Source organism: Streptomyces sp. NPDC001781 (assembly GCF_053596035.1).
Genome location: NZ_JBSFFI010000025.1, coordinates 64,480 through 86,555, shown reverse-complemented (window position 1 = coordinate 86,555; position 22,076 = coordinate 64,480). Strand labels below are relative to the sequence as shown.

At 71.9% G+C, this 22,076-nt stretch carries 20 protein-coding genes; 6 read left to right on the top strand and 14 right to left on the bottom strand.

All coding sequences use genetic code 11. The features are described from left to right. Positions 1–13: 13 nt before the first annotated feature. Together ACWCV3_RS22160 and ACWCV3_RS22155 are read right to left on the bottom strand one after the other, a co-directional pair. On the bottom strand, positions 14–547 hold the full coding sequence (locus ACWCV3_RS22160; protein ID WP_451226764.1) for an alkyl hydroperoxide reductase: 534 nt from the start codon (positions 545–547) through the stop codon (positions 14–16). 3 nt (positions 548–550) lie between these two features. Continuing rightward, on the bottom strand, positions 551–1,105 hold the full coding sequence (locus tag ACWCV3_RS22155; protein ID WP_030806994.1) for a peroxiredoxin: 555 nt from the start codon (positions 1,103–1,105) through the stop codon (positions 551–553). Positions 1,106–1,240: 135 nt separating this feature from the next. Between ACWCV3_RS22155 and ACWCV3_RS22150 the strand changes: the two genes are divergently transcribed. Then, on the top strand, positions 1,241–2,209 hold the full coding sequence (locus ACWCV3_RS22150) for a hydrogen peroxide-inducible genes activator (RefSeq protein WP_451226759.1): 969 nt from the start codon (positions 1,241–1,243) through the stop codon (positions 2,207–2,209). A gap of 4 nt (positions 2,210–2,213) precedes the next feature. Here ACWCV3_RS22150 and ACWCV3_RS22145 read toward each other — a convergent pair whose 3' ends face one another. From ACWCV3_RS22145 to ACWCV3_RS22135, 3 genes are read right to left on the bottom strand one after another with little or no spacing between them, the layout of a single operon-like run. Beyond that, a complete protein-coding gene (locus tag ACWCV3_RS22145) occupies positions 2,214–4,559 on the bottom strand; it encodes an FtsX-like permease family protein (RefSeq protein ID WP_451226756.1) in 2,346 nt (781 codons plus the stop codon). Next, positions 4,556–5,245: an ABC transporter ATP-binding protein gene (locus ACWCV3_RS22140; protein WP_451226753.1), complete on the bottom strand. Its 690-nt coding sequence runs from the start codon at positions 5,243–5,245 to the stop codon at positions 4,556–4,558. Before ACWCV3_RS22140 ends, ACWCV3_RS22145 begins: the two co-directional genes overlap by 4 nt. Then, on the bottom strand, positions 5,242–5,766 hold the full coding sequence (locus tag ACWCV3_RS22135) for a PadR family transcriptional regulator (RefSeq protein ID WP_451226750.1): 525 nt from the start codon (positions 5,764–5,766) through the stop codon (positions 5,242–5,244). The genes ACWCV3_RS22140 and ACWCV3_RS22135 overlap by 4 nt, the downstream gene beginning before the upstream one ends. Before the next feature lie 234 nt (positions 5,767–6,000). Between ACWCV3_RS22135 and ACWCV3_RS22130 the strand changes: the two genes are divergently transcribed. Next, positions 6,001–8,343 carry a transglycosylase domain-containing protein gene (locus ACWCV3_RS22130; protein WP_451226747.1) on the top strand — a complete coding sequence of 781 codons (2,343 nt, stop codon included), beginning with the start codon at positions 6,001–6,003 and terminating at the stop codon, positions 8,341–8,343. Between the two features lie 70 nt (positions 8,344–8,413). Here the strand turns inward: ACWCV3_RS22130 and ACWCV3_RS22125 are convergent, their stop codons facing one another. The 5 genes from ACWCV3_RS22125 to ACWCV3_RS22105 all read right to left on the bottom strand — a co-directional run bounded on the left by ACWCV3_RS22125 (position 8,414) and on the right by ACWCV3_RS22105 (position 15,540). After that, positions 8,414–10,492 carry a SpoIIE family protein phosphatase gene (locus tag ACWCV3_RS22125; RefSeq protein ID WP_451226744.1) on the bottom strand — a complete coding sequence of 693 codons (2,079 nt, stop codon included), beginning with the start codon at positions 10,490–10,492 and terminating at the stop codon, positions 8,414–8,416. Positions 10,493–10,787: 295 nt separating this feature from the next. Beyond that, positions 10,788–11,480 carry a cytidylyl-2-hydroxypropylphosphonate hydrolase gene (gene fomD, locus ACWCV3_RS22120; protein WP_451226741.1) on the bottom strand — a complete coding sequence of 231 codons (693 nt, stop codon included), beginning with the start codon at positions 11,478–11,480 and terminating at the stop codon, positions 10,788–10,790. Positions 11,481–11,574: 94 nt separating this feature from the next. Next, entirely contained in the window at positions 11,575–12,963 is a 1,389-nt protein-coding gene (locus tag ACWCV3_RS22115; RefSeq protein WP_451226786.1) for a class II fumarate hydratase, read from the bottom strand. A 78-nt stretch (positions 12,964–13,041) separates the two neighbouring features. Further along, positions 13,042–13,821: an SDR family NAD(P)-dependent oxidoreductase gene (locus ACWCV3_RS22110; RefSeq protein WP_451226738.1), complete on the bottom strand. Its 780-nt coding sequence runs from the start codon at positions 13,819–13,821 to the stop codon at positions 13,042–13,044. Between the two features lie 48 nt (positions 13,822–13,869). After that, positions 13,870–15,540 (bottom strand): fumarate hydratase, encoded by a 1,671-nt coding sequence (locus ACWCV3_RS22105; RefSeq protein ID WP_451226735.1) that lies wholly within the window; start codon positions 15,538–15,540, stop codon positions 13,870–13,872. Between the two features lie 202 nt (positions 15,541–15,742). Between ACWCV3_RS22105 and ACWCV3_RS22100 the strand changes: the two genes are divergently transcribed. Together ACWCV3_RS22100 and ACWCV3_RS22095 are read left to right on the top strand one after the other, a co-directional pair. Next, complete coding sequence (locus ACWCV3_RS22100) at positions 15,743–16,465, top strand: DUF1707 SHOCT-like domain-containing protein (protein ID WP_451226732.1); 723 nt, start codon at positions 15,743–15,745, stop codon at positions 16,463–16,465. 115 nt (positions 16,466–16,580) lie between these two features. Next, the gene (locus tag ACWCV3_RS22095) at positions 16,581–16,946 is read left to right on the top strand and encodes a WhiB family transcriptional regulator (protein WP_451226729.1); all 366 of its coding nucleotides are present in this window, start codon (positions 16,581–16,583) and stop codon (positions 16,944–16,946) included. Positions 16,947–17,027: 81 nt separating this feature from the next. On the opposite strand, the gene glpX is transcribed toward ACWCV3_RS22095, so the two are convergent. Continuing rightward, the gene (gene glpX / locus ACWCV3_RS22090; protein ID WP_451226726.1) at positions 17,028–18,059 is read right to left on the bottom strand and encodes a class II fructose-bisphosphatase; all 1,032 of its coding nucleotides are present in this window, start codon (positions 18,057–18,059) and stop codon (positions 17,028–17,030) included. A 123-nt stretch (positions 18,060–18,182) separates the two neighbouring features. Here glpX and ACWCV3_RS22085 point away from each other — a divergent pair, with 123 nt between their 5' ends. Beyond that, positions 18,183–18,707, top strand: coding sequence for a DUF4245 domain-containing protein (locus ACWCV3_RS22085; protein ID WP_451226723.1), 525 nt, complete (start codon positions 18,183–18,185; stop codon positions 18,705–18,707). A gap of 85 nt (positions 18,708–18,792) precedes the next feature. On the opposite strand, the gene ACWCV3_RS22080 is transcribed toward ACWCV3_RS22085, so the two are convergent. The 3 genes from ACWCV3_RS22080 to xseA all read right to left on the bottom strand — a co-directional run bounded on the left by ACWCV3_RS22080 (position 18,793) and on the right by xseA (position 20,950). Then, positions 18,793–19,383 carry a malonic semialdehyde reductase gene (locus tag ACWCV3_RS22080; RefSeq protein ID WP_451226720.1) on the bottom strand — a complete coding sequence of 197 codons (591 nt, stop codon included), beginning with the start codon at positions 19,381–19,383 and terminating at the stop codon, positions 18,793–18,795. Between the two features lie 112 nt (positions 19,384–19,495). After that, the gene (locus tag ACWCV3_RS22075; protein ID WP_451226717.1) at positions 19,496–19,720 is read right to left on the bottom strand and encodes an exodeoxyribonuclease VII small subunit; all 225 of its coding nucleotides are present in this window, start codon (positions 19,718–19,720) and stop codon (positions 19,496–19,498) included. 9 nt (positions 19,721–19,729) lie between these two features. After that, positions 19,730–20,950, bottom strand: a complete 1,221-nt coding sequence (gene xseA / locus ACWCV3_RS22070; RefSeq protein WP_451226714.1) for an exodeoxyribonuclease VII large subunit — start codon at positions 20,948–20,950, stop codon at positions 19,730–19,732. Between the two features lie 99 nt (positions 20,951–21,049). Between xseA and ACWCV3_RS22065 the strand changes: the two genes are divergently transcribed. Continuing rightward, on the top strand, positions 21,050–22,057 hold the full coding sequence (locus ACWCV3_RS22065) for a 4-hydroxy-3-methylbut-2-enyl diphosphate reductase (protein WP_451226711.1): 1,008 nt from the start codon (positions 21,050–21,052) through the stop codon (positions 22,055–22,057). The last annotated feature ends 19 nt before the right edge of the window (positions 22,058–22,076 follow it).

Sequence of the window (22,076 nt, the reverse complement as noted above, 5' to 3'; positions counted from 1 at the left end):
TCGGGCGGGGGTACTACTCGGCGAGGACGGCCTCGGCGTCGAGGGTGACGCCGACCGCCTGGATCACCGAGGCGATCTTGAACGCCTCCTGGATCACCTCGCGCTCGACACCGGCCTTGCGGAGCACCTGCTCGTGCGAGTCGAGGCACATACCGCAGCCGTTGATCGCGGAGACCGCGAAGGACCACAGCTCGAAGTCGACCTTGTCGACGCCGGGGTTGCCGATGACGTTCATCCGCAGACCGGCGCGCAGGGTGCCGTACTCGTGGTCCGACAGCAGGTGCCGGGTGCGGTAGAAGACGTTGTTCATCGCCATGACGGCGGCGGCGGACTTGGCCGCGCCGTACGCCTCCGGCGAGAGGGCCGCCTTCGCGTCCGGCTCCAGCTCACGCAGCACGATGGGGGAGCGCGAGGCGATCGCGGTCGCCAGCACGGTGCCCCAGAGCTGCTGGGCGGGCAGGTCGGAGTTGCCGATGACCGAGCCCAGGTTGAGCTTCAGGTCCTTGGCGTAGTCCGGGACGCGGGACTTCAGCGAGTCGAGCGACATGGGTCACTCACCGGCCAGCAGCGCGACCGGGTCCAGGGTCTCGTCGCCCTTGCTCCAGTTGCACGGGCACAGCTCGTCCGTCTGGAGGGCGTCGAGGACCCGCAGGACCTCCTTGGGGTTACGGCCGACGGAGCCGGCGGTCACCATGGTGAACTGGATCTCGTTGTTCTGGTCGACGATGAAGACGGCACGCTTGGCGAAGCCGTCCTCGCCCTCGATGCCCAGGTCGCGCATCAGCTCGTGCTTGGAGTCCGCCATCATCGGGAACGGCAGGTCGGTCAGGTCCGGGTGGTCCTTGCGCCAGGCGTGGTGGACGAACTCGGAGTCACCGGAGAAGCCGAGGACCTGCGCGTCACGGTCGGCGAACTCGTCGTTCAGCTTGCCGAAGGCGGCGATCTCGGTCGGGCACACGAAGGTGAAGTCCTTGGGCCACGCGAAGACGATCTTCCACTTGCCCTCGTAGGTCTTGTGGTCGATCGTCTCGAACTCCTTGCCCTTCTCCAGCGAGACGCAGGCGGTCAGTTCGAACTCGGGGAACTTGTCACCGACAGTGAGCACGTGCTCTCCTTGCAGCGCGGGGGCACCCCAGCTTGCGGGATGTCTCCCATGGGTTGGACGGGGCCGATGGTGGCACAGGGTGGATTGATTAGTGAAATAGCTACACTCGGTCCGGTTGATCGGAGGTGGCTATCAGTGACCATCAGTAGTGGCAAGCGGAAGCAGCCGACCCTGGCGCAACTGCGGGCCTTCACCGCGGTCGCCGAGCACCTGCACTTCCGGGACGCGGCCGCCGCCGTCGGGATGAGCCAGCCGGCGCTGTCCGGGGCGGTCGCCGCGCTGGAGAAGACCCTCGGTGTGGCCCTGGTGGAGCGTACGACCCGCAAGGTACTGCTCTCGTCCGCGGGGGAGCGGCTCGCGGTGCGGGCCAGGGCGGTGCTGGCCGAGATGGCAGCGCTGCTGGAGGAGGCCGAGGCGGTGCGGGCGCCGTTCACCGGGGTGCTGCGGCTCGGCGCCATACCGACCGTCGCCCCCTATCTGCTGCCGACCGTGCTGCACCTGGTGCACGAGCGCTATCCGCAGCTCGACCTCCAGGTGCACGAGGAGCAGACCGCCAGCCTGCTCGAGGGCCTGCAGTCCGGACGGCTGGACCTCCTGCTGCTCGCCGTGCCGCTCGGTGTGCCCGGTGTGAGTGAACTCCCCCTGTTCGACGAGGACTTCGTGCTCGTCACGCCGCTCGGCCATGAACTCGGCCGCCGCAGCGGCATCCCGCGCGAGACGCTGCGCGAGCTGAACCTGCTGCTGCTGGACGAGGGCCACTGCCTGCGCGACCAGGCGCTGGAGATCTGCCGGGAGGCCGGCCGGGAGATCCGGGGCGGCGGCGCGGCGCCGGTCACCACGACCGCCGCCGGGCTCTCCACCCTGGTTCAGCTGGTCGCGGGCGGCCTCGGCTGCACCCTGCTGCCGCGCACCGCGACACGGCTGGAGGCGACCCGCGGCAGCAAGGTCCTCACCAGCTCCTTCGCCGCTCCGGCCCCGAGCCGCCGGATCGCCCTCGCCATGCGCACGGCCGCGGCCCGCTCCGCCGAGTACGAGGAGCTGGCCGCGGCCCTGCGCGAGGCGATGACCCCGCTGCCGGTACGGATCGTGGGCGCGGAGGGCTGAGTCCCTACTCGGTGCGCAGCCCGTCGGGGCGGGTCATGCGCAGCAGGGGCGGCAGGGTGAGCAGGGTGACCGAAAGGACGACGCCCGCGCCGACGCCTGCCAGCGCCAGCACGTCGGGCCAGACCACCCTCACCTCGGCCGCCGACATGCGCAGCAGCACCGCGCCCAGTCCCACGCCCACGGCCGAGGCCGGCAGCAGGCCCAGCGCGATCGGGAGGGCCGACTGCCACAGCACCGACAGGCCGAGCGTGCGGCGCCGGGTGCCGAACGCGACCAGCGCCGACAGCAGTCTGCGCCGCTCGCGCAACTGCTCCAGCTGGGAGACCAGCAGGCTCGCCCCGACCAGCACCAGCACACACGAGGCGCCGATCAGCATGCCGGTGCGCAGCGACGTGAACCGGGCGGACGTCTCGGTCGGCGTCACGGCCATGACCTCCGCGACCGGGTCGACCCGCGCGGCGGTGTTGCGCACGTACTCCTGCACGTCCGGCAGCGCCCGGTCCATCCGCACGAAGACCTCGCCGGACAGTGCCGGTTCGGCGGCCTTCGGGAACGCGGCCGGGGTGACCAGCAGGCCGTTGGCGCGGGGCATCAGCGAGTCCTTCCGGGCCGTCGCCCAGCGCAGGTGCTCCGGCACCGCGACCGGGACCGACAGGCCCTGGACATCCGAGTACGCGGGGTCGATGTAGGCGTCGTGGCCGGGGCGCAGCACGGCGGCACGGGAGGCGCGGTCGAAGTCGGTGGCGTACTCGGGACCGGCCAGGGCGAAGGTGTCGCCGTCGCGGCACGACGGCAGGTGCGCCAGCTCCCGCAGCGAGGCGCAGTCGCCCATGATCACGTCGAGCGCGGCGTCCGCGTCCCGCGGCTTCTCGCCGAGCGGGGCCCTCGCCAGACCCACCGAGGCCCGCACCCCCCTGGTCCGGGCGACCGCGGCGGCGGCCGGGCCCACCCGGCCGTGGTCGGAGAGGGCGATCTCCAGCTGGGCGCGGGAGGGGTCCTTCCCGGTGTCCTTCTCGTACTCGCCCTGCACGCCGGCGAAGAGCATCTGGAGGGCGATCGCGCCGGCCACGGCGACCGCGACACCGTTGACCGTTCGGGCCGCCGTACCGCTGCTCAGCTGGAGCCTGCGCACGGCCAGTTGCCAGGACAGCGGGCCCGGATCGAGGCGGGCCACGGCGCGCTCCACCAGCCAGGGCAGCAGCGCGGTGACGCCGACCAGGAGCAGCAGGACACCGGCGATGACGAGGTACTGGTTGAAGTCACCGCCCGAGTGGCCCTGGCCGGTCATCGGGTAGAGCAGTGCCAGGCCGGCCGGCGGCAGCAGCAGCCGCCACCACAGCCGGCGCCGGGCGGGCACGGCGGCGCGGACCACACCGAGCGGCTCGACGACCACGGCGCGCATGGCCAGCAGGGTGACCAGCACCGCACAGGCCGGGACCGCGAGCGCGACCAGCAGGGCCAGCAGGGGAGAGGGGTCGAGGTAGGCGGGGTAGAAGCTTTCGCCCATGACCGTCACCGATCCGGCGAGCTGCCGCCCGGCCAGGAACAGCCCGGCGCCGACCACCAGCCCGATCAGCGAGCCGGCCAGCGCCTCGCCCGCCGCGATCCGCCGGGTTGTCCGGCCGTCGGCGCCCACCAGCCGCAGCGCGGCCAGCCTGCGGTCGCGCCGCTCGCCGCCGAAGCGCACGGCGGCGGTGATGAACACCGCGACCGGCATCAGCAGCACCACGAACACGACCAGCACCATCATCACCAGCACCGGGTCGGCCTGTGCGGTGTCCGGCTGCGGGTCGCCGAAGGCGCGCAGCCGCTCGGTGCGGGCACCCCCGGCCTTCGGCTTCAGCCCCTCGGCGCCCGCGTAGTAGACGAGTTCGCGCGGACCCAGCAGCCCCTTGGCGCCGATGGTCCCGGTGATCCGGTACGGCAGCCGCTCGCGCAGCAGCCCGGCGTCGCCGGAGGCGAGGAGTTCGCCCAGCGCGGGGGAGACCAGCATCTCGCCCTTGGCCGGCAAGCGGCCGACGCCGGGAGGGAGCGATGCCTTCGGGCCCTCGGGTTCGAGGAGGCGGCCGCGGATGGACTCGGTCCGCCACCAGGTGCCGGTGTCCGCCAGCAGCAGGGTGTCGTCGCCCTTGGGGAGCGGGTGCACGGCGAACGTGTAGTCGGTCCGGGCCTCCTCCACCGCGTGGCGCGCGGAGACGACGCCGGGCAGCGCGGTGGTGAGCAGCAGCAGCGCCACGCCCATACCGACGCCGACCGCGGTCAGCGCCGTACGGACCCACCCCTCGCGCCCCCCGGTCACGGCGAACCGGGCCCCCATCCCCAGGTCACGGGCGTACCGCCGCACACTCATGCGCTGCGCTCCATGTCCCGCGACCGGCCGTCGCGCACGACGATCTCGCGGTCGGACCAGGCCGCGACCCGCGCCTCATGGGTGACGAGGACGACGGCCGCGCTGGTGGAGCGGGCGGCGTCGGTGAGCAGTTCCATCACGCGCTCGCCGTTGAGCGAGTCCAGCGCGCCGGTCGGCTCGTCCGCGAACAGCACCCGGGGCCCGGTGACCAGGGCACGCGCCACCGCGACCCGCTGGCCCTGGCCGCCGGACACCTCGCCGGGCCGCTTGCGCCGGAGGCCGTCCACCTCCAGGCGCTCCATCCAGGTGAGCGCGGCTTGTTCGGCTTCCTTGCGCGGCGTGCCGTTCAGCCGCAGCGGCAGCGCCACGTTCTCCACGCAGGTCAACTCCGGGACGAGCTGGCCGAACTGGAAGACGAAGCCGAACTCACCGCGCCTGAGGGCGCTGCGCTCGGTGTCGCTCATGGTGGTCAGCTCGCGTCCGGCGTAGGTGATCGAGCCGGAGTCGGGCCGGACGATCCCGGCGAGGCAGTGCAGCAGGGTGGACTTGCCGGAGCCGGAGGGGCCCATGACGGCGACGACCTCGCCGGGGTGGACGGAGAAGGCCGCGCCGTCGAGGGCGGCGGTGGGGCCGTAGGACTTGTGCAGGTCCCGGGCGACGAGCAGGGAGCCGTCGGGCGGGATCATGCGACCACCTCCGTGCGAAGTCTGTCGAGACGTGCGGCGGTCAGTTCCAGCCATCGGAGGTCGGCCTCCAGATGGAACAGGGCATGGTCGCAGATCAACTGGTCGGCCAGATCGCCCTTGCGCTTGCGGTCGGTGAGCACGCGCATGGCGCGCAGGTGCTCGGAGCGCTGGGTGTCGAGGACGTCGGCGGCGTCGCGCCGGGTCAGCAGGGCGAGCACGACCTTGGTGTACAGGGTCGAGCGGAGGTAGTCCTCCGGCTTCTCCGGACTGGCGAGCCAGCGCTCGACGTCCGTGATGCCGGCGTCGGTGATGGCATAGCGTTTCCGGTCCGGCCCGTCGCCCGCCTCGATGCCCTCGACCTCCACGAGGCCGTTCTTCAGCAGCCGGGACATGGTCGCGTAGACCTGCCCGTAGGCGAGCGGCCGGTCGTGGCCGAAGGTGTCGTCGAAGGCGCGCTTGAGGTCGTAGCCGTGCCGGGGGCCGGACTCCAGGAGCCCTAGAAGGGTGTGACCGATGGACATGGCGGGGACTATACACACGATGTATACCCGCGGTGCACAGGAATGCTCGGAATGGGAAACTCCGCTTTTTCGGGCGTTCTCCCGGGCAACCTCGGACCCTTCCTGCCCGTCCGTTCCTTTGGGGTGGGTGCTCATTCTCACGTCCGTAAAAGAGTGGATCGGGCGCTCTTTGTCGCATACAGGGGTGTTAGCTTTCGGAGCTGACCCCGAGACGGAAGCGGAGCCAAGGGACCCATGGGACGAGCGGACGAGAGACGAGCGCGACAGCGCGGCGGCCACCGCGCGGCACCCGGACGCCGTTCGGCCGTCCCGGCCCCGGAGCCCGGCGGCAGGCCCGCCAAGGGCCGAATACGCCGGATCTTCACCTGGAAGAAGATCCTCGGCACCGTCTTCGGTCTCTGCCTGCTGTGCATGGGCGCCTTCGCCGCCCTCTACATGTCGGTCGACGTGCCCGCGGGCAACGTGGCCGCCCAGCGGCAGAGCAACGTCTACAAGTACAGCGACGGCACGGTCCTCGCCCGCGACGGCAAGGTGAACCGCGAGATAGTCGACCTCTCCAAGGTGCCGCGCAAGGTCCAGCTCACCTTCGTCGCCGCCGAGAACAAGTCCTTCTACACCGACCCCGGCGTCGACCTGAAGGGCACCGCCCGCGGCCTGCTCAACACCCTCGCGGGACGCGGCAAGCAGGGCGGCTCGACCATCACCCAGCAGTACGTCAAGAACTACTACCTGAGCCAGGACCAGACCGTCTCCCGCAAGCTCAAGGAGATGGTCATCTCGCTGAAGGTGGAGCGCGAGAAGTCCAAGGACGACATCCTCGCCGGATACATCAACACCAGTTACTACGGCCGCGGCGCCTACGGCATCCAGGCAGCCGCCCAGGCGTACTACCACGTCGACGCCCAGGACCTCAGCGTCCAGCAGGGCGCCTACCTCGCCGCCCTCCTCCAGGCCCCCAGCCAGTACGACTGGGCCACGGCCACGGCGACCGGCAAGCGGCTGGTCACCGACCGGTGGAACTACGTCCTGGACAACATGGTCAAGGAGCACTGGCTCGACCCGGGCAAGCGCGCCGCCCTGAAGTTCCCCGTGCCCAAGCCGCCCAAGGGCGCGCCCGGCATGGAGGGGCAGAAGGGCTACCTGGTCCAGCTCGCCAACTCCCAGCTCGAGAACCAGCTCATGAAGCAGGAGGGCATCTCCCGCTCGGAGGCCGAGGCGAAGGTCGAGGGGCAGGGCTGGACCATCACCCTCAACGTCGACCGCAGGAAGCAGGCGGCGCTGGAGAAGTCGGTCAGCACCCAGCTCACCGGCAAGCTGGAGCCGAAACAGCGGCCCGTGGACGCCGACGTCCAGGCCGGGGCGGTCTCCGTCGACCCCAGGACCGGCCGGATCGTCGCCCTCTACGGCGGCAAGGACTACTACAGCCACTGGGTCGACAACGCGGCCCGCCGTGACTACCAGCCCGCCTCCACCTTCAAGCCGGTCATCCTCGCGGCCGCGCTGGAGCACGGCGCCACCACCCAGAGCGGGACCCTCATCGGCGCCGGCACCGCCTACGACGGCACCAGCCGCCGCCAGGTCCTCGACCACGGTGCCCGCGTCGGCTTCGCCCCGCCCAACGAGGACGACGCCGACTACGGCCCGATCACCGTCCAGACCGCCATGAACAAGTCCGTCAACTCGGTGTTCGCGCAGATGGGCGTGGACGTCGGCATGGACAAGGTGATGGACACCGCGAAGCGGCTCGGCATGGACACCGAGGGCATGCAGGCGGTGCCCGCCCAGACCCTCGGCTCCATGGGCGCGAGCCCGCTGGAGATGGCGGGCATGTACGCCACCCTCGACAACCACGGCCGCAAGGTCACCCCGGCCATCGTCAAGTCGGCCGAGCAGCAGGGCCGTACGGTCCAGATGCCGAACCCGGTCGGCGAGCGGGTGCTCGACCGCACCACCGCCGACACCGTGACCTCCGTGCTCACCGGCGTCGTCGACGACGGCACCGCCCGGCAGTCCGTCGCCGACAACGCGCTGCGGGCGGGACAGCAGGTCGCGGGCAAGACCGGTACCTCCGACTGCGACCGCTCGGCCTGGTTCACCGGTTACACACCCGATCTCGTCACCTCCGTCGGCCTGTTCGGCGAGGCGCACAAGGACGGAGTCACCGGCTGCGAGGGCGAGAAGACCAAGCGGTTCGCCCATGTCTCGCTCAAGGGCGCCCTGGGCGGCGGCCGCGTCAACGGCGGCGGGCCCCCGGCCCAGATCTGGGCGGCATACACCTTCGGTGTGACCCGGCAGGCCGGGTTCGACCTCGACACCACCCAGGGTGCCGCCGTCGCCCCGACCCCGTCGCCGACCCCCAGCGAGACCCCGTCCCAAACGCCGTCCGAGACCCCGAGCAGCGAACCGCCCACCTCGAAGGCGCCGTCCGAGACGCCCAGCCAGACCCCGAGCGACACCCCGACCTCGGAGCCTCCCACCCAGAGCCCGCCCCAGACGCCGACCACCCCGCCGCCGCCGTCCGGAGGCTTCACCCCGCCCAACCCGTTCGACCCCGGCCAGCGGGACGGCGGCCAGTAGGACCTCCGCACACGCGAAGGGCGCCCGGCATCGTGCCGGGCGCCCTTCGCGTCGTACGGGACGGGGGAGTTCAGCCCCCGTGCAGCTCGAACCAGACGACCTTGCCGACACTCAGCCGGGTCGCACCCCAGCGCCGGGCCAGCTTGTTGACCAGGTACAGGCCCCGGCCTCCCTCGTCGGTGGCTCTCGCCTGGCACAGCCGGGGCAGCTGCGGCACGTCGTCACCGACCTCGCAGCGCAGCACGTCCGTGCGCAGCAGCCGCAGGGTCACCGGACGCGTGGTGTAGCGCACCGCGTTGGTGACCACCTCGCTCACCAGCAGCTCGACGGAGTAGGTGAGGTCCTCCAGCCCCCAGTCGGCCAGCGCCGCACGGGCCAGCCGGCGGGCCTTGCCGGGGGCCGCGTCCTCCGCGTCCAGCGACCAGTACCGCACATCGTCGGACGCGATCCCGTCGAAGCGGGCCGCGAGCAGGGCGATGTCGTCGTCCCGGTCGCCCGGGCCGAGCATGTCCAGCACCTCGTCGCACAGCGCCTCCAGCGGCGGCGGATGGTCCGGGCCGGTCAGCTGCGCGGTCGCGGTCAGCCGCTCCCGCAACTGCTCTATGCCCGTCCACACGTCCCGCAGCCGGGACTCCACCAGGCCGTCGGTGTACAGCAGCAGCGTGGCCCCGGCGGGAGCCTCCAGCTCGACCGCCTCGAAGTCCACCCCGCCCACACCGATCGGCGCGCCCGGCGGCACCCGCAGCACCTCGGCCTCGCCGCCCAGGTGCAGCAGCACCGGCGGCGGATGGCCGGCGTTGGCGATGGTGATGCGGTGCGCGACGGGGTCGTAGACCGCGTACATGCAGGTCGCCATGCGGTCGGTGCCCAGACGCTGGGCCTGCTCGTCCAGGTGGTGCAGCACCTCCTGCGGGGGCAGGTCGAGACCGGCCAGGGTCTGCGCGGTGGTGCGGAGCTGGCCCATGATGGCGGCCGAGGTCATGGAGTGGCCCATCACGTCGCCGACCACCAGAGCCACCCGGCTGCCGGGCAGCGGGATCGCGTCGTACCAGTCGCCACCCACCCGCGCCGTCTCCGCCGCAGGCAGATATCGCGAGGCCAGCCGCACACCGGTGGGATGCGGGAGGGTCTCGGGGAGCATGGTGCGCTGCAGCTCGTCGGCGATGTACGCCTCACGGCCGTACAGCACCGCCTTGTCGATGCCGAGCGCGCTGTGCGTGGCGAGCTGCGCCGCCACCAGCAGGTCCTCCGCCTCGAAGGCCAGCCGGTCCGGGCGGCGCAGGAACACCGCCGCGCCGATCACCCGGCGCCGTCCCCGCAGCGGCGCGAGGATCGCCCGCTGTCCGGACGGGACCAGCACCTCGCCGTCCTCGCCGAGCAGCTCGGGCAGCGCGGCGCGGGCGGCCGGGGTGTCCGCGAACACCGGGCGCACCCCGCGCAGCACCTCGTTCAGCGCGCCGCCGGGGCGCACCTCGCACAGCTCCGCGGTGAGCGCGGCCGGGCCCGAGAGCGCGGCCAGCGCCGCCGCCTCGGCGTCCGGCTCCGGGAACGCGGGCGGCAGCAGCAGACCCTCGGACTCCCGCTCGTCCGGAAGCCGGTCGGTGCGGCGCAGCCGCAGCACCACCGGGCCGGTCGGCCGCTCGTCGCCGACCGGCAGCGGATCGCGCAGGTAGACCAGGATCGCGTCGGAGAAGGTGGGCACGGTGGCGCGGCACAGACCCATGACGATCTCGTCCAGGTCGAGACCGCGCGCGATGCGCCGGGTGGCCGCGCCGACGAACCGCAGCCGGTCACCGTCGCGGCGCATCGGCATCGGACGTCCGGGCGGGCCGCCGCGGCCGGTACGCCGCTCCTGGCCGCCCGGAGGGCGCTCCTGCTCGGCGCCCGGCTGGGCGGGAATGGACTCCGGCGCCGGCCTCGGACGGTGCTCCCCCACGCTGGAGTTCGCGCGCGCGGGAGGTTCCCCCATGGGCTCGGCGGCGGCAGGCTGCGAGTGCTCAGGGCCGTTGACTGGGCGCTCCTTCTTCTTGTTCTTCCCCGTGCCCCCGCCGCCCCGGGTCTGGGCCGGTGCGCCCAGCAGCGCCCCGCGCACGGCGGGGTCGACGCCCGGCTGGGGGCGTCCGCAGGAGGAAGTGGGCTGCTCCGTCACGCGTGTCGAATCCGTCCGTCCGGGGCTGCGCGCCGGGCGCGCAGGAGATGCCGCCGAAGTCCCGATACCCGGATCACGTGTCCCATGAACGCAATTCCCGGGTGGACAGGGGCGGTTTCCGCCGAGCGGGTGAATCCCGCGCGGGCCGGGCCGCCGCCCGCCTCGTACCCCTCGCTCACGTGCTCCCGCCCCTCGGTGACATACGGTCAGGCTCTGCGCGGACTAGGGTAGTTCCATCTCGGCGCCCTTGCGGAGGACGATCCTACGGTTGTGGTCCGGGGGCGCATCAAGGGTCTCATGAGGACATGTGCGCGGGCGTACGGTCCCAGTCCTCCGGAAGCGCGGGCACCGACCAGGACGGATCGGGCCGCCAGTGCTGCCAGCCGTCCGGGTAGGGGGAGCCCCACGCCTCGATCACCTCCACCGCCCGCCGTCCCGCCGACTTCACCCGTACGGCGGTCTCCGCGTCCATCAGGCCGTCCCGCTGGGCCTGGGCGAACTCGTCCTCGTCCCGCCAGTGCCAGGTGCGGTCCGGGTGCACGGAGATGTCCAGGAAGTGGTCCTCGGAGTCGACCCCGCCCGCCCAACGGGCCAGCGGCTGCTCCAGGTTGACGTACCAGTTCTTGAAGCGCCAGCCCGGTTCCCAGAACAGCCACACCGACCAGGGCTCGCCGGGCCGGGCCAGCTTCAGCACGCCGGTGCCGAACCAGCGGTCCCGCCGCACCACGCGCGGCTTGGTGTAGCGGGACTCCAGCGGCTCCAGGTGGACCGGGGTGCCGTCGGCCAGTACCGGCTTGACGCACTCGGTGCCGGGGGCCAGCCATACGGCGAGCAGCTCGGCGTCGTCGCGGACGACGGTGACGGGACGCGCGATGTGGAACGCGTCGCCCGCGTTCTCCCGGTACCGCCACAGGATCGGGGTGCCGGGGGTCCAGTACGCCGCCGTCGGGCCCGCTTCCGCTCGTCTCACCGCTTCGTCGTCCGCCATGGACAGATATTAGGTGCCGGAAGCACCCGATGCTGCGGTGCGCGTCACCCTTCCGGACAGGTGGCGGAAAATCGGCGGTGCTGTCCGCCCGACGTCACGGGCGCGTCATCCGCAGGACATCCAGCGCCTCGTCCAACTGCGCCGGCGTCAGCTCACCGCGCTCCACATAGCCGCCCTCCAGCACCACTTCGCGGATCGTCTTCCGCTCCGCGAGGGACTTCTTGGCGATCCGCGCCGCCTCCTCGTAGCCCACGTACCGGTTGAGGGGGGTCACCACGGAGGGGGAGGACTCGGCGTACTCACGGGCGCGTTCGCGGTCGGCGGTGATGCCGTCGACGGTGCGGTCGGCCAGCAGGCGGGAGGCGTTGGCCAGCAGGCGCACCGACTCCAGCACGTTCTTCGCCATGACCGGGAGCATCACGTTCAGCTCGAAGTTCCCCGCCGCGCCGGCCGTGGCGATGGTGGCGTCGTTGCCGACGACCTGGGCCGCGACCATCAGCACCGCCTCCGGGACGACCGGGTTGACCTTGCCCGGCATGATCGAGGAACCGGGCTGGAGATCGGGCAGGCGGATCTCGGCGAGGCCCGTGCGCGGGCCGGACGACATCCAGCGCAGATCGTTCGCGATCTTCGTCAGTCCGACCGCGACGGTCCGCAACTGGCCACTGGTCTCCACGATCCCGTCGCGCGCGCCCTGTGCCTCGAAGTGGTCGCGGGCCTCGGTGAAGGGCAGCCCGGTCGCCCGCGCCACCTCCTCGATCACGGCCGCCGAGAAGCCGGGCGGGGTGTTGATCCCGGTGCCCACCGCCGTCCCGCCGAGGGGGAGTTCGGCCAGCCGGGGCAGCGACGAGCGCAACCGCTCCACGCCGTACGTCACCTGCGCCGCGTAGCCGCCGAACTCCTGGCCCAGGGTCACGGGCGTCGCGTCCATCAGGTGGGTGCGCCCCGCCTTCACCACGTCCGCGAACTCCTCCGACTTGCGGGTGAGGGCGGCTGCCAGGTGCTCCAGCGCGGGGATCAGGTCGTGGACCACGGCGGCGGTGGCCGCGACGTGGATCGAGGAGGGGAAGACGTCGTTGGACGACTGGGAGGCGTTCACCTGGTCGTTGGGGTGCACGTCCCGGCCCAGCCGCTCACCGGCCAGGGTGGCGATGACCTCGTTGGCGTTCATGTTGGACGAGGTGCCGGACCCGGTCTGGAAGACGTCCACCGGGAAGTGCTCGTCCCAGGCCCCGTCGGCGACCTCGGCGGCGGCCCCCTGGATCGCGTCGGCCACGTCCCGGTCCAGCACACCCAGGTCGGCGTTCACCTTCGCCGCCGCGCCCTTGATCCGGGCCAGCGCCTCGATGTGGGCCCGCTCCAGACGCTGCCCGGACACGGGGAAGTTCTCGACGGCGCGCTGGGTCTGCGCGCGCCACTTGGCGTGGGCGGGAACGCGGACCTCGCCCATGGAGTCGTGCTCGGTGCGGTACTCGTCGGTCATGACCGGTACAGCGAACGGGGGCACCAGGATGTTCCTGGCCTCGGCCGGACGGAGTGACCTTTCGGCGTGCCCGGCCTCTCAGTGCACCGAGAACCCGCCGTCCACGAAGAGGGACTGGCCGGTGACGTACCCCGAGGCGCCGCTCGCCAGGAAGACGGCGGCGCCCGCGAAGTCCTCGGCGAGGCCGTTGCGCCCCACCATCGTCCGTGCCGCCAGCGCCGCCACCTTCTCCGGGTCGGACGACAGCCGCGCGTTGAGCGGCGTCATCACGAAGCCCGGCACCAGGGTGTTGGCGGTGACGCCGTACGGCGACCACTCCTCGGCCTGGGAGCGCGCGAGCGACTCCAGCGCGCCCTTGGACACGCCGTAGGCCCCGGAGCGGACGAAGGCGCGGTGGGCCTGCTGGGAGGAGATGTGGATGATCCGCCCGAACCCCCGCTCGGCCATCCCCGGCCCGAACCGGCGGCTCAGCAGATGCGGTGCGCGCAGGTTCACGGCGAGAGTGAGGTCCCACTCCTCGTCGCTCAACTCGCTGAACGGCGGACGCAGGTTGATCCCGGCCGAGTTGACGAGGATGTCGGGTTCGCCGAACACCCCCGCCGCCTCCTCGGAGGCGGCCCGCACGCCGTCCCGCGTGCTCAGGTCGGCGCTCACCCACCCGGCACGGCAGCCGAGTCCGGCGAGCCGGGCACAGGCCGCCTCCAGCGCCTCCCTGCCGCGCGCGACGACCACCACCGAGGCCCCTGCCCGCGCCAGCGCCTCGGCGATCGCGCGCCCGATGCCCGAACTGCCCCCGGTCACCACGGCGACGCGCCCGTCCAGCGCGAACAACCCCGAGAGATAAGCCGCAGAAGTCATGCCGGCACCCTAGGGTGCCGGCCGGATCGGCCCCCTCAGGAGGGATCTTCAGGCGAGGCCGGGTCCCCGGACCGGGATCGAGGTGAACGTCGGCGCGGGCGCCGGGTCCTGGAAGAAGTCGTTGCCCTTGTCGTCGACCACGACGAAGGCCGGGAAGTCCTCGACCTCGATCTTCCAGACCGCCTCCATGCCCAGCTCCTCGTACTCCAGGACCTCGACCTTCTTGATGCAGTCCTGGGCCAGGCGGGCGGCGGGGCCGCCGATGGAGCCGAGGTAGAAGCCGCCGTGGGCGTCGCAGGCGTCGGTGACCTGCTTGCTGCGGTTGCCCTTGGCCAGCATCACCCTGGAGCCGCCGGCCGCCTGGAACTGCTCCACGTAGGAGTCCATCCGCCCGGCCGTGGTCGGGCCGAAGGAACCGGAGGCGTACCCCTCGGGGGTCTTCGCCGGGCCCGCGTAGTACACCGGGTGGTCCTTGAGGTACTGCGGCATGCCCTCGCCTGCGTCGAGCCGCTCCTTGATCTTGGCGTGCGCGATGTCGCGGGCCACGACCAGCGGACCGGTCAGCGAGAGGCGGGTCTTGACCGGGTACTTGGTCAGCTCCGCGAGGATCTCGTCCATGGGCTGGTTGAGGTCGATCCTCACGACGTCACCGGCCTCGTCCAGGTGCTCGTCGGTGGTGTCCGGCAGGAAGCGCGCCGGGTCCGTCTCCAGCTGCTCCAGGAAGACGCCCTCGGCGGTGATCTTGGCGACGGCCTGGCGGTCCGCCGAGCAGGAGACCGCGATGGCGACCGGGCAGGACGCGCCGTGCCGGGGCAGGCGCACCACGCGCACGTCGTGGCAGAAGTACTTGCCGCCGAACTGCGCGCCGATGCCGATCTTCTGGGTCAGCTCGAAGACCTTCTCCTCCAGCTCCTTGTCCCTGAAGCCGTGGCCGAGCGCGGAGCCCTCGGCCGGGATCTCGTCCAGGTAGTGCGCGGAGGCGTACTTGGCGGTCTTCAGCGCGAACTCGGCGCTGGTGCCGCCGACCACGATCGCCAGGTGGTACGGCGGGCAGGCGGCCGTGCCCAGCGAACGGATCTTCTCCTCCAGGAACTTCATCATGGAGGACTCGTTCAGGACGGCCTTCGTCTCCTGGTAGAGGAACGACTTGTTGGCCGAGCCGCCGCCCTTCGCCATGAAGAGGAACTTGTAGGCGCCGCCGTCCGTCGCGTACAGCTCGATCTGCGCCGGGAGGTTGGAGCCGGTGTTCTTCTCCTCCCACATGGTGAGCGGAGCCATCTGCGAGTAGCGCAGGTTCAGGTTCAGGTAGGCGTCGTAGATGCCGCGGCTCAGTGCCGCCTCGTCGCCGCCCTCGGTCAGCACGTTCTGGCCGCGCTTGCCCATGACGATGGCGGTGCCGGTGTCCTGGCACATGGGCAGCACGCCGGCCGCCGCGATGTTCGCGTTCTTCAGCAGGTCCAGCGCGACGAACTTGTCGTTGCCGGACGCCTCGGGGTCGTCGATGATCCGGCGCAGCTGGGCGAGGTGGGCGGGGCGCAGGTAGTGCTGGATGTCGTGGATGGCCTCCTCGGCCAGCTTGCGCAGCGCCTCCGGCTCCACCTTGAGAAACGTCCGCCCGTCCGGCCCCTCGACGGTGGACACGCCCTCGGAGGTCACCAGGCGGTACGGCGTGGTGTCCTCTCCCTGGGGGAGCAGATCGGTGTACGCGAACTCAGGCATCTCAGCCCATTCCTTCTTCGACGGACGGCGCCCGCCGACGCTGGCGGGCCTCTCCAGCGTAGAACCCGGTGCGGACGGTGCTGCGGTGAGGTAGGACTCAGTCGCTTCCCGGGGCCCTCCGGAGGGATGGTCCGGCGACGCCGCCACGGGAGTTGTCCACAGACCCTGGTCGCGATCTATCGCGTTTCGGTACCCTGCTGCCGTGGACCTTCAGAAGCACGCCCAGCCCGCGGACACCGGCCCGCGCCCGGCCGACCTGCGCGCCTCGGACGCCGACCGAGACCGGGTCGCCGACATCCTCCGCGACGCCCTGGCCGAGGGCCGGCTGACCGCCGAGGAGCACGCCGAGCGGGTGGAGGGGGTGCTGCACACCAAGACCGTCGGCGGGTTGGACGCCTTCATACGCGACCTGCCCGCAGCGCACGAGCGCCCGGCGGCGCCCGCGTACTCCTCCGTCCCGCACCGGCCGCCGCCCGGCTCGCTCCCGGCCGACGCGGACACCAGCGTGGTCGCCGTCTTCAGCAGCGCCGTGCGCCGGGGCCGCTGGCGCGCGGGGCGCCGGGTGCACGCGTTCGCGGTGTTCGGCACCGTGGAGATAGACCTCAGCGAGGCCGTCTTCGAGTACCAGCAGGTGGTCGTCAAGGCGGTCTCGGTCTTCGGCGACATCCAGATCCGCGTCCCGGAGAACGTGTCGCTGCGCGGCACCGGCGGCAGCGTGCTGGGCAACTTCGAGGTCAGCGCGCTGGACTCGGTGCAGCCGGACGCCCCCGTGATCTACGTCGACGGCTGGTCGGTGCTGGGCAACGTGGAGGCCCGGCCCCGGCGCGGCCGGGTGGTCGCGGACATCCTCGACCGGGTCCAGGGCGCGGTCGAGCGGGCCCATGGCAAGGTCGACCGCAAGCTGCACAAGTACCTGGGGGGCTGACGCCGAACAGGCCGTCGTACGCCGGTGGTCGGGAACGCAGTGCATAGGCGCGCGCACAACGGGTAGGGCTTGCTGCATCGTCTCTCGCTAGCGAATCCGTCGTCAGGAGTAGACCGTGCTGCAACCGCCGCATTCGTCCCTGCAGGTAGCCGCCGTTCCGGCCCAGCGGGGCCCGGCGCGAGACAGGGATCAGGACGTGCCCTGGCACACCGAGGCGGTGTGCCGCCGCGACGAGGCCGGTCTGTTCTTCGCCCCGTCGAAGGAGCCGACCGCCGCGCGCCTGTCCCGCGAGGAGGCGGCCAAGCGGGTGTGCGCCCGTTGCCCGGTGATGATCGAGTGCCGCGAGCACGCTCTGCTCCAGCCCGAGCCGTACGGCGTCTGGGGCGGCCTGACGGCGGCCGAGCGCCGCGTGGTCCTGGCCCGCCGGCGCAGGCGTGAGGTGGAACTCAAGAAGGCGACGGCCGCCCGCATAGCCGGCTGACCGACTTCTCAGGGGCGCGGGGAGGCGCACGGCCGGTCACGACGGACCTGCACGTGCCGGCCGCCCGCGCCCCCTGATCCGCTACTTCGCCCGGTCGAAGTCGACCGCGCTGTAGGCCCGCAGCTTGCTGAGCCGGTGCTCGGACTCGATCTTCCGCACGGTCCCCGACTTGGACCGCATCACGATGGAGTCGGTGGTGGCGGTCTCCGACCGGTACCGCACCCCCCGCATCAGCTCTCCGTCGGTGATCCCGGTCGCCACGAAGAAGACGTTCTCCCCGCCCACCAGGTCGTTCGTGGTGAGTACCCGGTCCAGGTCGTGGCCGGCGGCGACCGCCCGCTCCCGCTCCTCGTCGTCCTTGGGCCAGAGCTTGCCCTGGATCGTGCCGCCCAGGCACTTCACGGCGCAGGCCGAGATGATCCCCTCGGGCGTGCCGCCGATGCCGAGCAGCAGGTCGATGCCGGTGCCCTCGCGCAGGGCGAGGATGGACCCCGCCACATCGCCGTCCGAGATCAGCTTGATCCGCGCGCCGGTGTCCCGGATCTCCTTGATGACGCCCTCGTGCCGGGGCCGGTCCAGGATGACGACCGTGACGTCCTCGGGCGTGCGCCGCTTCGCCTTGGCGACCCGGCGGATGTTGACCGACACGGGCGCGTCGATGTCCACGAAGTCGGCCGCCTCGGGGCCGGTGACCAGCTTGTCCATGTAGAACACGGCGGACGGGTCGAACATGGCGCCCCGCTCGGCGGCGGCCAGCACGGCGATCGCGTTGGCCATGCCCTTCGCCGTCAGGGTGGTCCCGTCGATCGGGTCGACGGCGATGTCGACCTCGGGTCCCGTCCCGTCGCCGACCCGCTCCCCGTTGAAGAGCATCGGCGCCTCGTCCTTCTCGCCCTCGCCGATGACGACGACGCCGTTCATCGAGACGGTCGAGACGAGGGTCCGCATGGCGCGCACGGCGGCGCCGTCGGCACCGTTCTTGTCGCCCCGGCCGACCCAGCGGCCGGCGGCCATGGCCGCGGCTTCGGTGACCCTGACCAGTTCCAGGGCGAGGTTGCGGTCGGGGGCCTCGGAGGGGACATCGAGTTCGGACGGCAGATGATGCTCGGTCATCGGAGCGCACCTTTCTGATACGACGACGGCCGGATGAGTATGAGGTGACTCTATCTCCGGGCTTGCAGAATGAGCAGGGGGCCCCACGGATGAGCGCGGAGGGCACCTGAGACCATAGATGGCGTGGCAGGTTCGAACGGCAAGCAGAAGACGGCCCGGGACATGATCCTCTCCCTGGCCCTGATCGGTATCGCGGCGGCGGTCGTCTACGTCTTCGTCCCGCACGACGACCACAAGCCCGACCTCCCGCGGGTCGACTACGCGGTCGAGGCGACCACGGCGCGCAGGGCCGTGAGCTATCCGGTGGCGGCCCCCGAGGGGCTGCCGGACACCTGGAAGGCGACCTCCGTCCGCTTCCGCGGTGAGGAGTCCGATCGCTGGCACCTCGGCTTCCAGGACCCCGAGGGCGAGTACGTGCAGGTCGAGCAGTCCACCCAGAAGCGCTCCGACTTCATCCAGCAGGCCACCCAGGGCTCCTCGGCGACGAAGAGGACCGAGAAGATCGACGGCCGCACCTGGACCCGGTACTCCGGCGGCCGTTACGACGCCCTCGTTCTGGAGGGCACCCCCGGCTCCACCACGGTGGTGTCGGGCACCGCGTCGTTCGACCGTCTGACGGCCATGGCCTCGGCGCTCAAGATGGCGTAGGGGTCCCCTCCACCATGCGCGAAGGCCCCCGGAAGCGCATTCCGGGGGCCTTCGCGTCCGCCGTGAACCGGCGGCAGAGCGCTGCTCAGACGGTCGTGATCACGTCGTCGTAGGAGAGGCGCGGGCCGCGCGGGTGCGAGGCGTCGGCGGCAGGGCGGCCGATGTTGACGATCATCAGCGGGGCGTGGTCGTCGTCCAGGAACTCCTTGCGGACCCCCTCGGCGTCGAAGCCGGTCATCGGGCCCGCGGCCAGGCCGGCGGCGCGGACGCCGATGACGAAGTAGGCGGCCTGGAGAGCGGCGTTCAGCGCCGCGGAGTGCTCGCGCACCGGGCGCTCGGCGAAGAAGGCGTCCTTGGCCTGCGGGAATGCCGGGAACAGGGCCGGCAGCTCCTCGTGGAACTCGTTGTCCGCGGAGAGGATCGCCACCAGCGGGGCCGAGGCGGTCTTGGCGCGGTTGCCCTCTGCCATGTGCCCGAGCAGGCGCTCGCGGGCCTCGGGGGAGCGGACCAGGGTGATCCGCAGCGGGGTCTGGTTGAAGGCGGTGGGGCCGTACTTGACCAGGTCGTAGATCGCGCGGACCTGCTCGTCGGTCACCGGCTCGTCGGTGAAGGAGTTCGCGGTGCGGGCCTCGCGGAACAGCAGGTCCTGGGCGGCCGGGTCGAGAACGAGAGACATCTGTGACTTCCTGGGGTGCGCGTACGGTCCGTGTGCGGGACCTGGTGACGGGCCCGACCTTACGCCAGAGAAGTTCAAGGTTCAACAATGCTCTCGGTAGGTGCCCGGTCCGCTACTCGCCCTCCTCGTCCTCCGCCTCCTCCGCGAGCGCCGCGTCCAGCCGCTCCCGCGCCCCCTCCAGCCAGCGCCGGCACACCTTGGCCAGCTCCTCGCCGCGCTCCCACAGCGCGAGCGACTCCTCCAGCGTCGACCCGCCCGCCTCCAGACGCCGCACGACCTCGATCAACTCGTCCCGCGCCTGCTCGTACGAGAGCGCCTCGTCCACCTTGCTGCTCATCCGCCCACCCTATTCATCGCCGCCGACATCGACCCGTACGGCGAACTCGCCCGCCGCCACCCGGGCCCGCAGCGGCTCGCCGCCATCCACCTCGGCCGGGTCGCGGACCACATGGCCGTCCTCCTTCTGCAGGACGGCGTAGCCGCGCCGGAGCGTGGCCGCGGGCGAGAGGGCGACCACGCGCGCGTGCGTGTGGGTCAGCTCCGACTCCGCCCGGTCCAGCAGATGCCCCAGCGTGCGCCGGGCGCGCCCCAGCAGCGCCTCCACCTGCGTCTCCCGCTCGTCCAGCATCCGGTGCGGGCGCTCCATCACCGGCCGGGCCAGCGTGTGCGCCAGCCCCCGCTCCTCCCGCTCCAGCAGGGAGTTCGCGCACCGCCGGCCCCGGTCGCGCAGCATCCGTACCCGCGCCAGCTCCTCACCCACGTCCGGGACGACCTTCTTGGCCGCGTCGGTCGGGGTGGAGGCCCGCAGGTCGGCCACCAGGTCCAGCAGCGGGGTGTCCGGCTCGTGCCCGATCGCCGAGACCACCGGTGTCCGGCAGGCCGCGACCGCGCGGATCAGCTCCTCGTCGGAGAAGGGCAGCAGGTCCTCCACGCTGCCCCCGCCGCGGGCCACCACGATCACGTCCACGTCGTCCCGCGCGTCCAGCTCCTCGACCGCCCGGACCACCTGCGGCACCGCGTGCACCCCCTGCACCGGCACATTGCGCACCTCGAAGCGGACGGCGGGCCAGCGGTGCCGGGCGTTCTCCAGCACGTCCCGCTCCGCCGCCGAGGCCCGGCCGCACACCAGCCCGATGAGCTGCGGCAGGAAGGGCAGCGCCTTCTTGCGGTCGGCCGCGAAGAGCCCCTCCGCGGCCAGCGACTTCTTGAGCTGCTCCAGCCGCGCCAGCAGCTCGCCCACGCCCACCGGCCGTATCTCGGCGGCACGCAGCGAGAGCTGGCCGCGCGGGGCGTACCACTCCGGCTTGGCGAGCACCACGACCCGCGCGCCCTCGCCGACCACGTCGGCGACCGCGTCGAACACCTGCCGGAAGCAGGTGACGCTCACCGAGATGTCGTGCGAGGGGTCGCGCAGCGTCAGGAACACCACCCCGGCGCCGGGCCGCCGCGACAACTGGGTGATCTGCCCCTCCACCCACACCGCGCCGAGCCGGTCGATCCAGCGGCCGATCAGGCGGGAGACCTCCCCGACCGGGAGCGGGGCCTCGGGCGACGTGTTCACAGCCATGCGGCGAGGGTAACGGCCGCCGCCGACAGCGGGCGTGTGCCGGGACCACCCCCTGTGGGCGGATCCACCAGGTCCGGCACCCGGCCTTACGATGGGCGCATGACCGCTTCGCCTGGCCGCCGTGTCCTGCTCGCCGCCCCCCGTGGCTACTGCGCCGGTGTGGACCGCGCCGTGATCGCCGTCGAGAAGGCCCTCGAACAGTACGGGGCCCCGATCTACGTCCGGCACGAGATCGTCCACAACAAGTACGTCGTGCAGACCCTGGAGAAGAAGGGCGCGATCTTCGTCGAGCGGACGGAGGAGGTGCCGCCGGGCCAGATCGTGATGTTCTCCGCGCACGGCGTCGCCCCGGCCGTGCACGAGGAGGCGAAGCGCGGCCGGCTCGCCACCATCGACGCCACCTGCCCGCTGGTCACCAAGGTCCACAAGGAAGCCGTCCGCTACGCCAAGGACGACTACGACATCCTGCTGATCGGGCACGAGGGGCACGAGGAGGTCATCGGCACCTCCGGCGAGGCCCCCGACCACATCCAGCTCGTCGACGGCCCCGAGGACGTGGCCAAGGTCGAGGTCCGCGATCCCTCCAAGATCGTCTGGCTCTCCCAGACCACGCTGTCCGTGGACGAGACCATGGAGACCGTCGACGCGTTGAAGGCGAAGTTCCCCGGCCTGGTCTCCCCGCCCAGCGACGACATCTGCTACGCCACGCAGAACCGTCAGCTCGCGGTGAAGCAGATGGGCGCCGAGGCCGATCTGGTCATCGTGGTCGGCTCGCGCAACTCCTCCAACTCCGTGCGGCTCGTCGAGGTCGCCAAGCTCGCCGGGGCCCGGGCGGCGTACCTGGTGGACTTCGCCGGCGAGATCGACGAGACCTGGCTGGAGGGCGTGACCACGGTCGGCGTCACCTCCGGCGCCTCCGTGCCCGAGGTCCTGGTCGAGGAGGTCCTCGAGTGGCTGGCCCGGCGCGGCTACGGCGACGTGGAGCTGGTCAAGGCGGCCGAGGAGTCCATCACCTTCTCGCTGCCCAAGGAGCTCCGCCGCGACCTGCGCGAGGAAGCCGCCGCCCTGGCGGCCGAACGCGGCGGAACCGGTACGCCCGGGGCGTGACCGTCAGTCGTACGCCGTA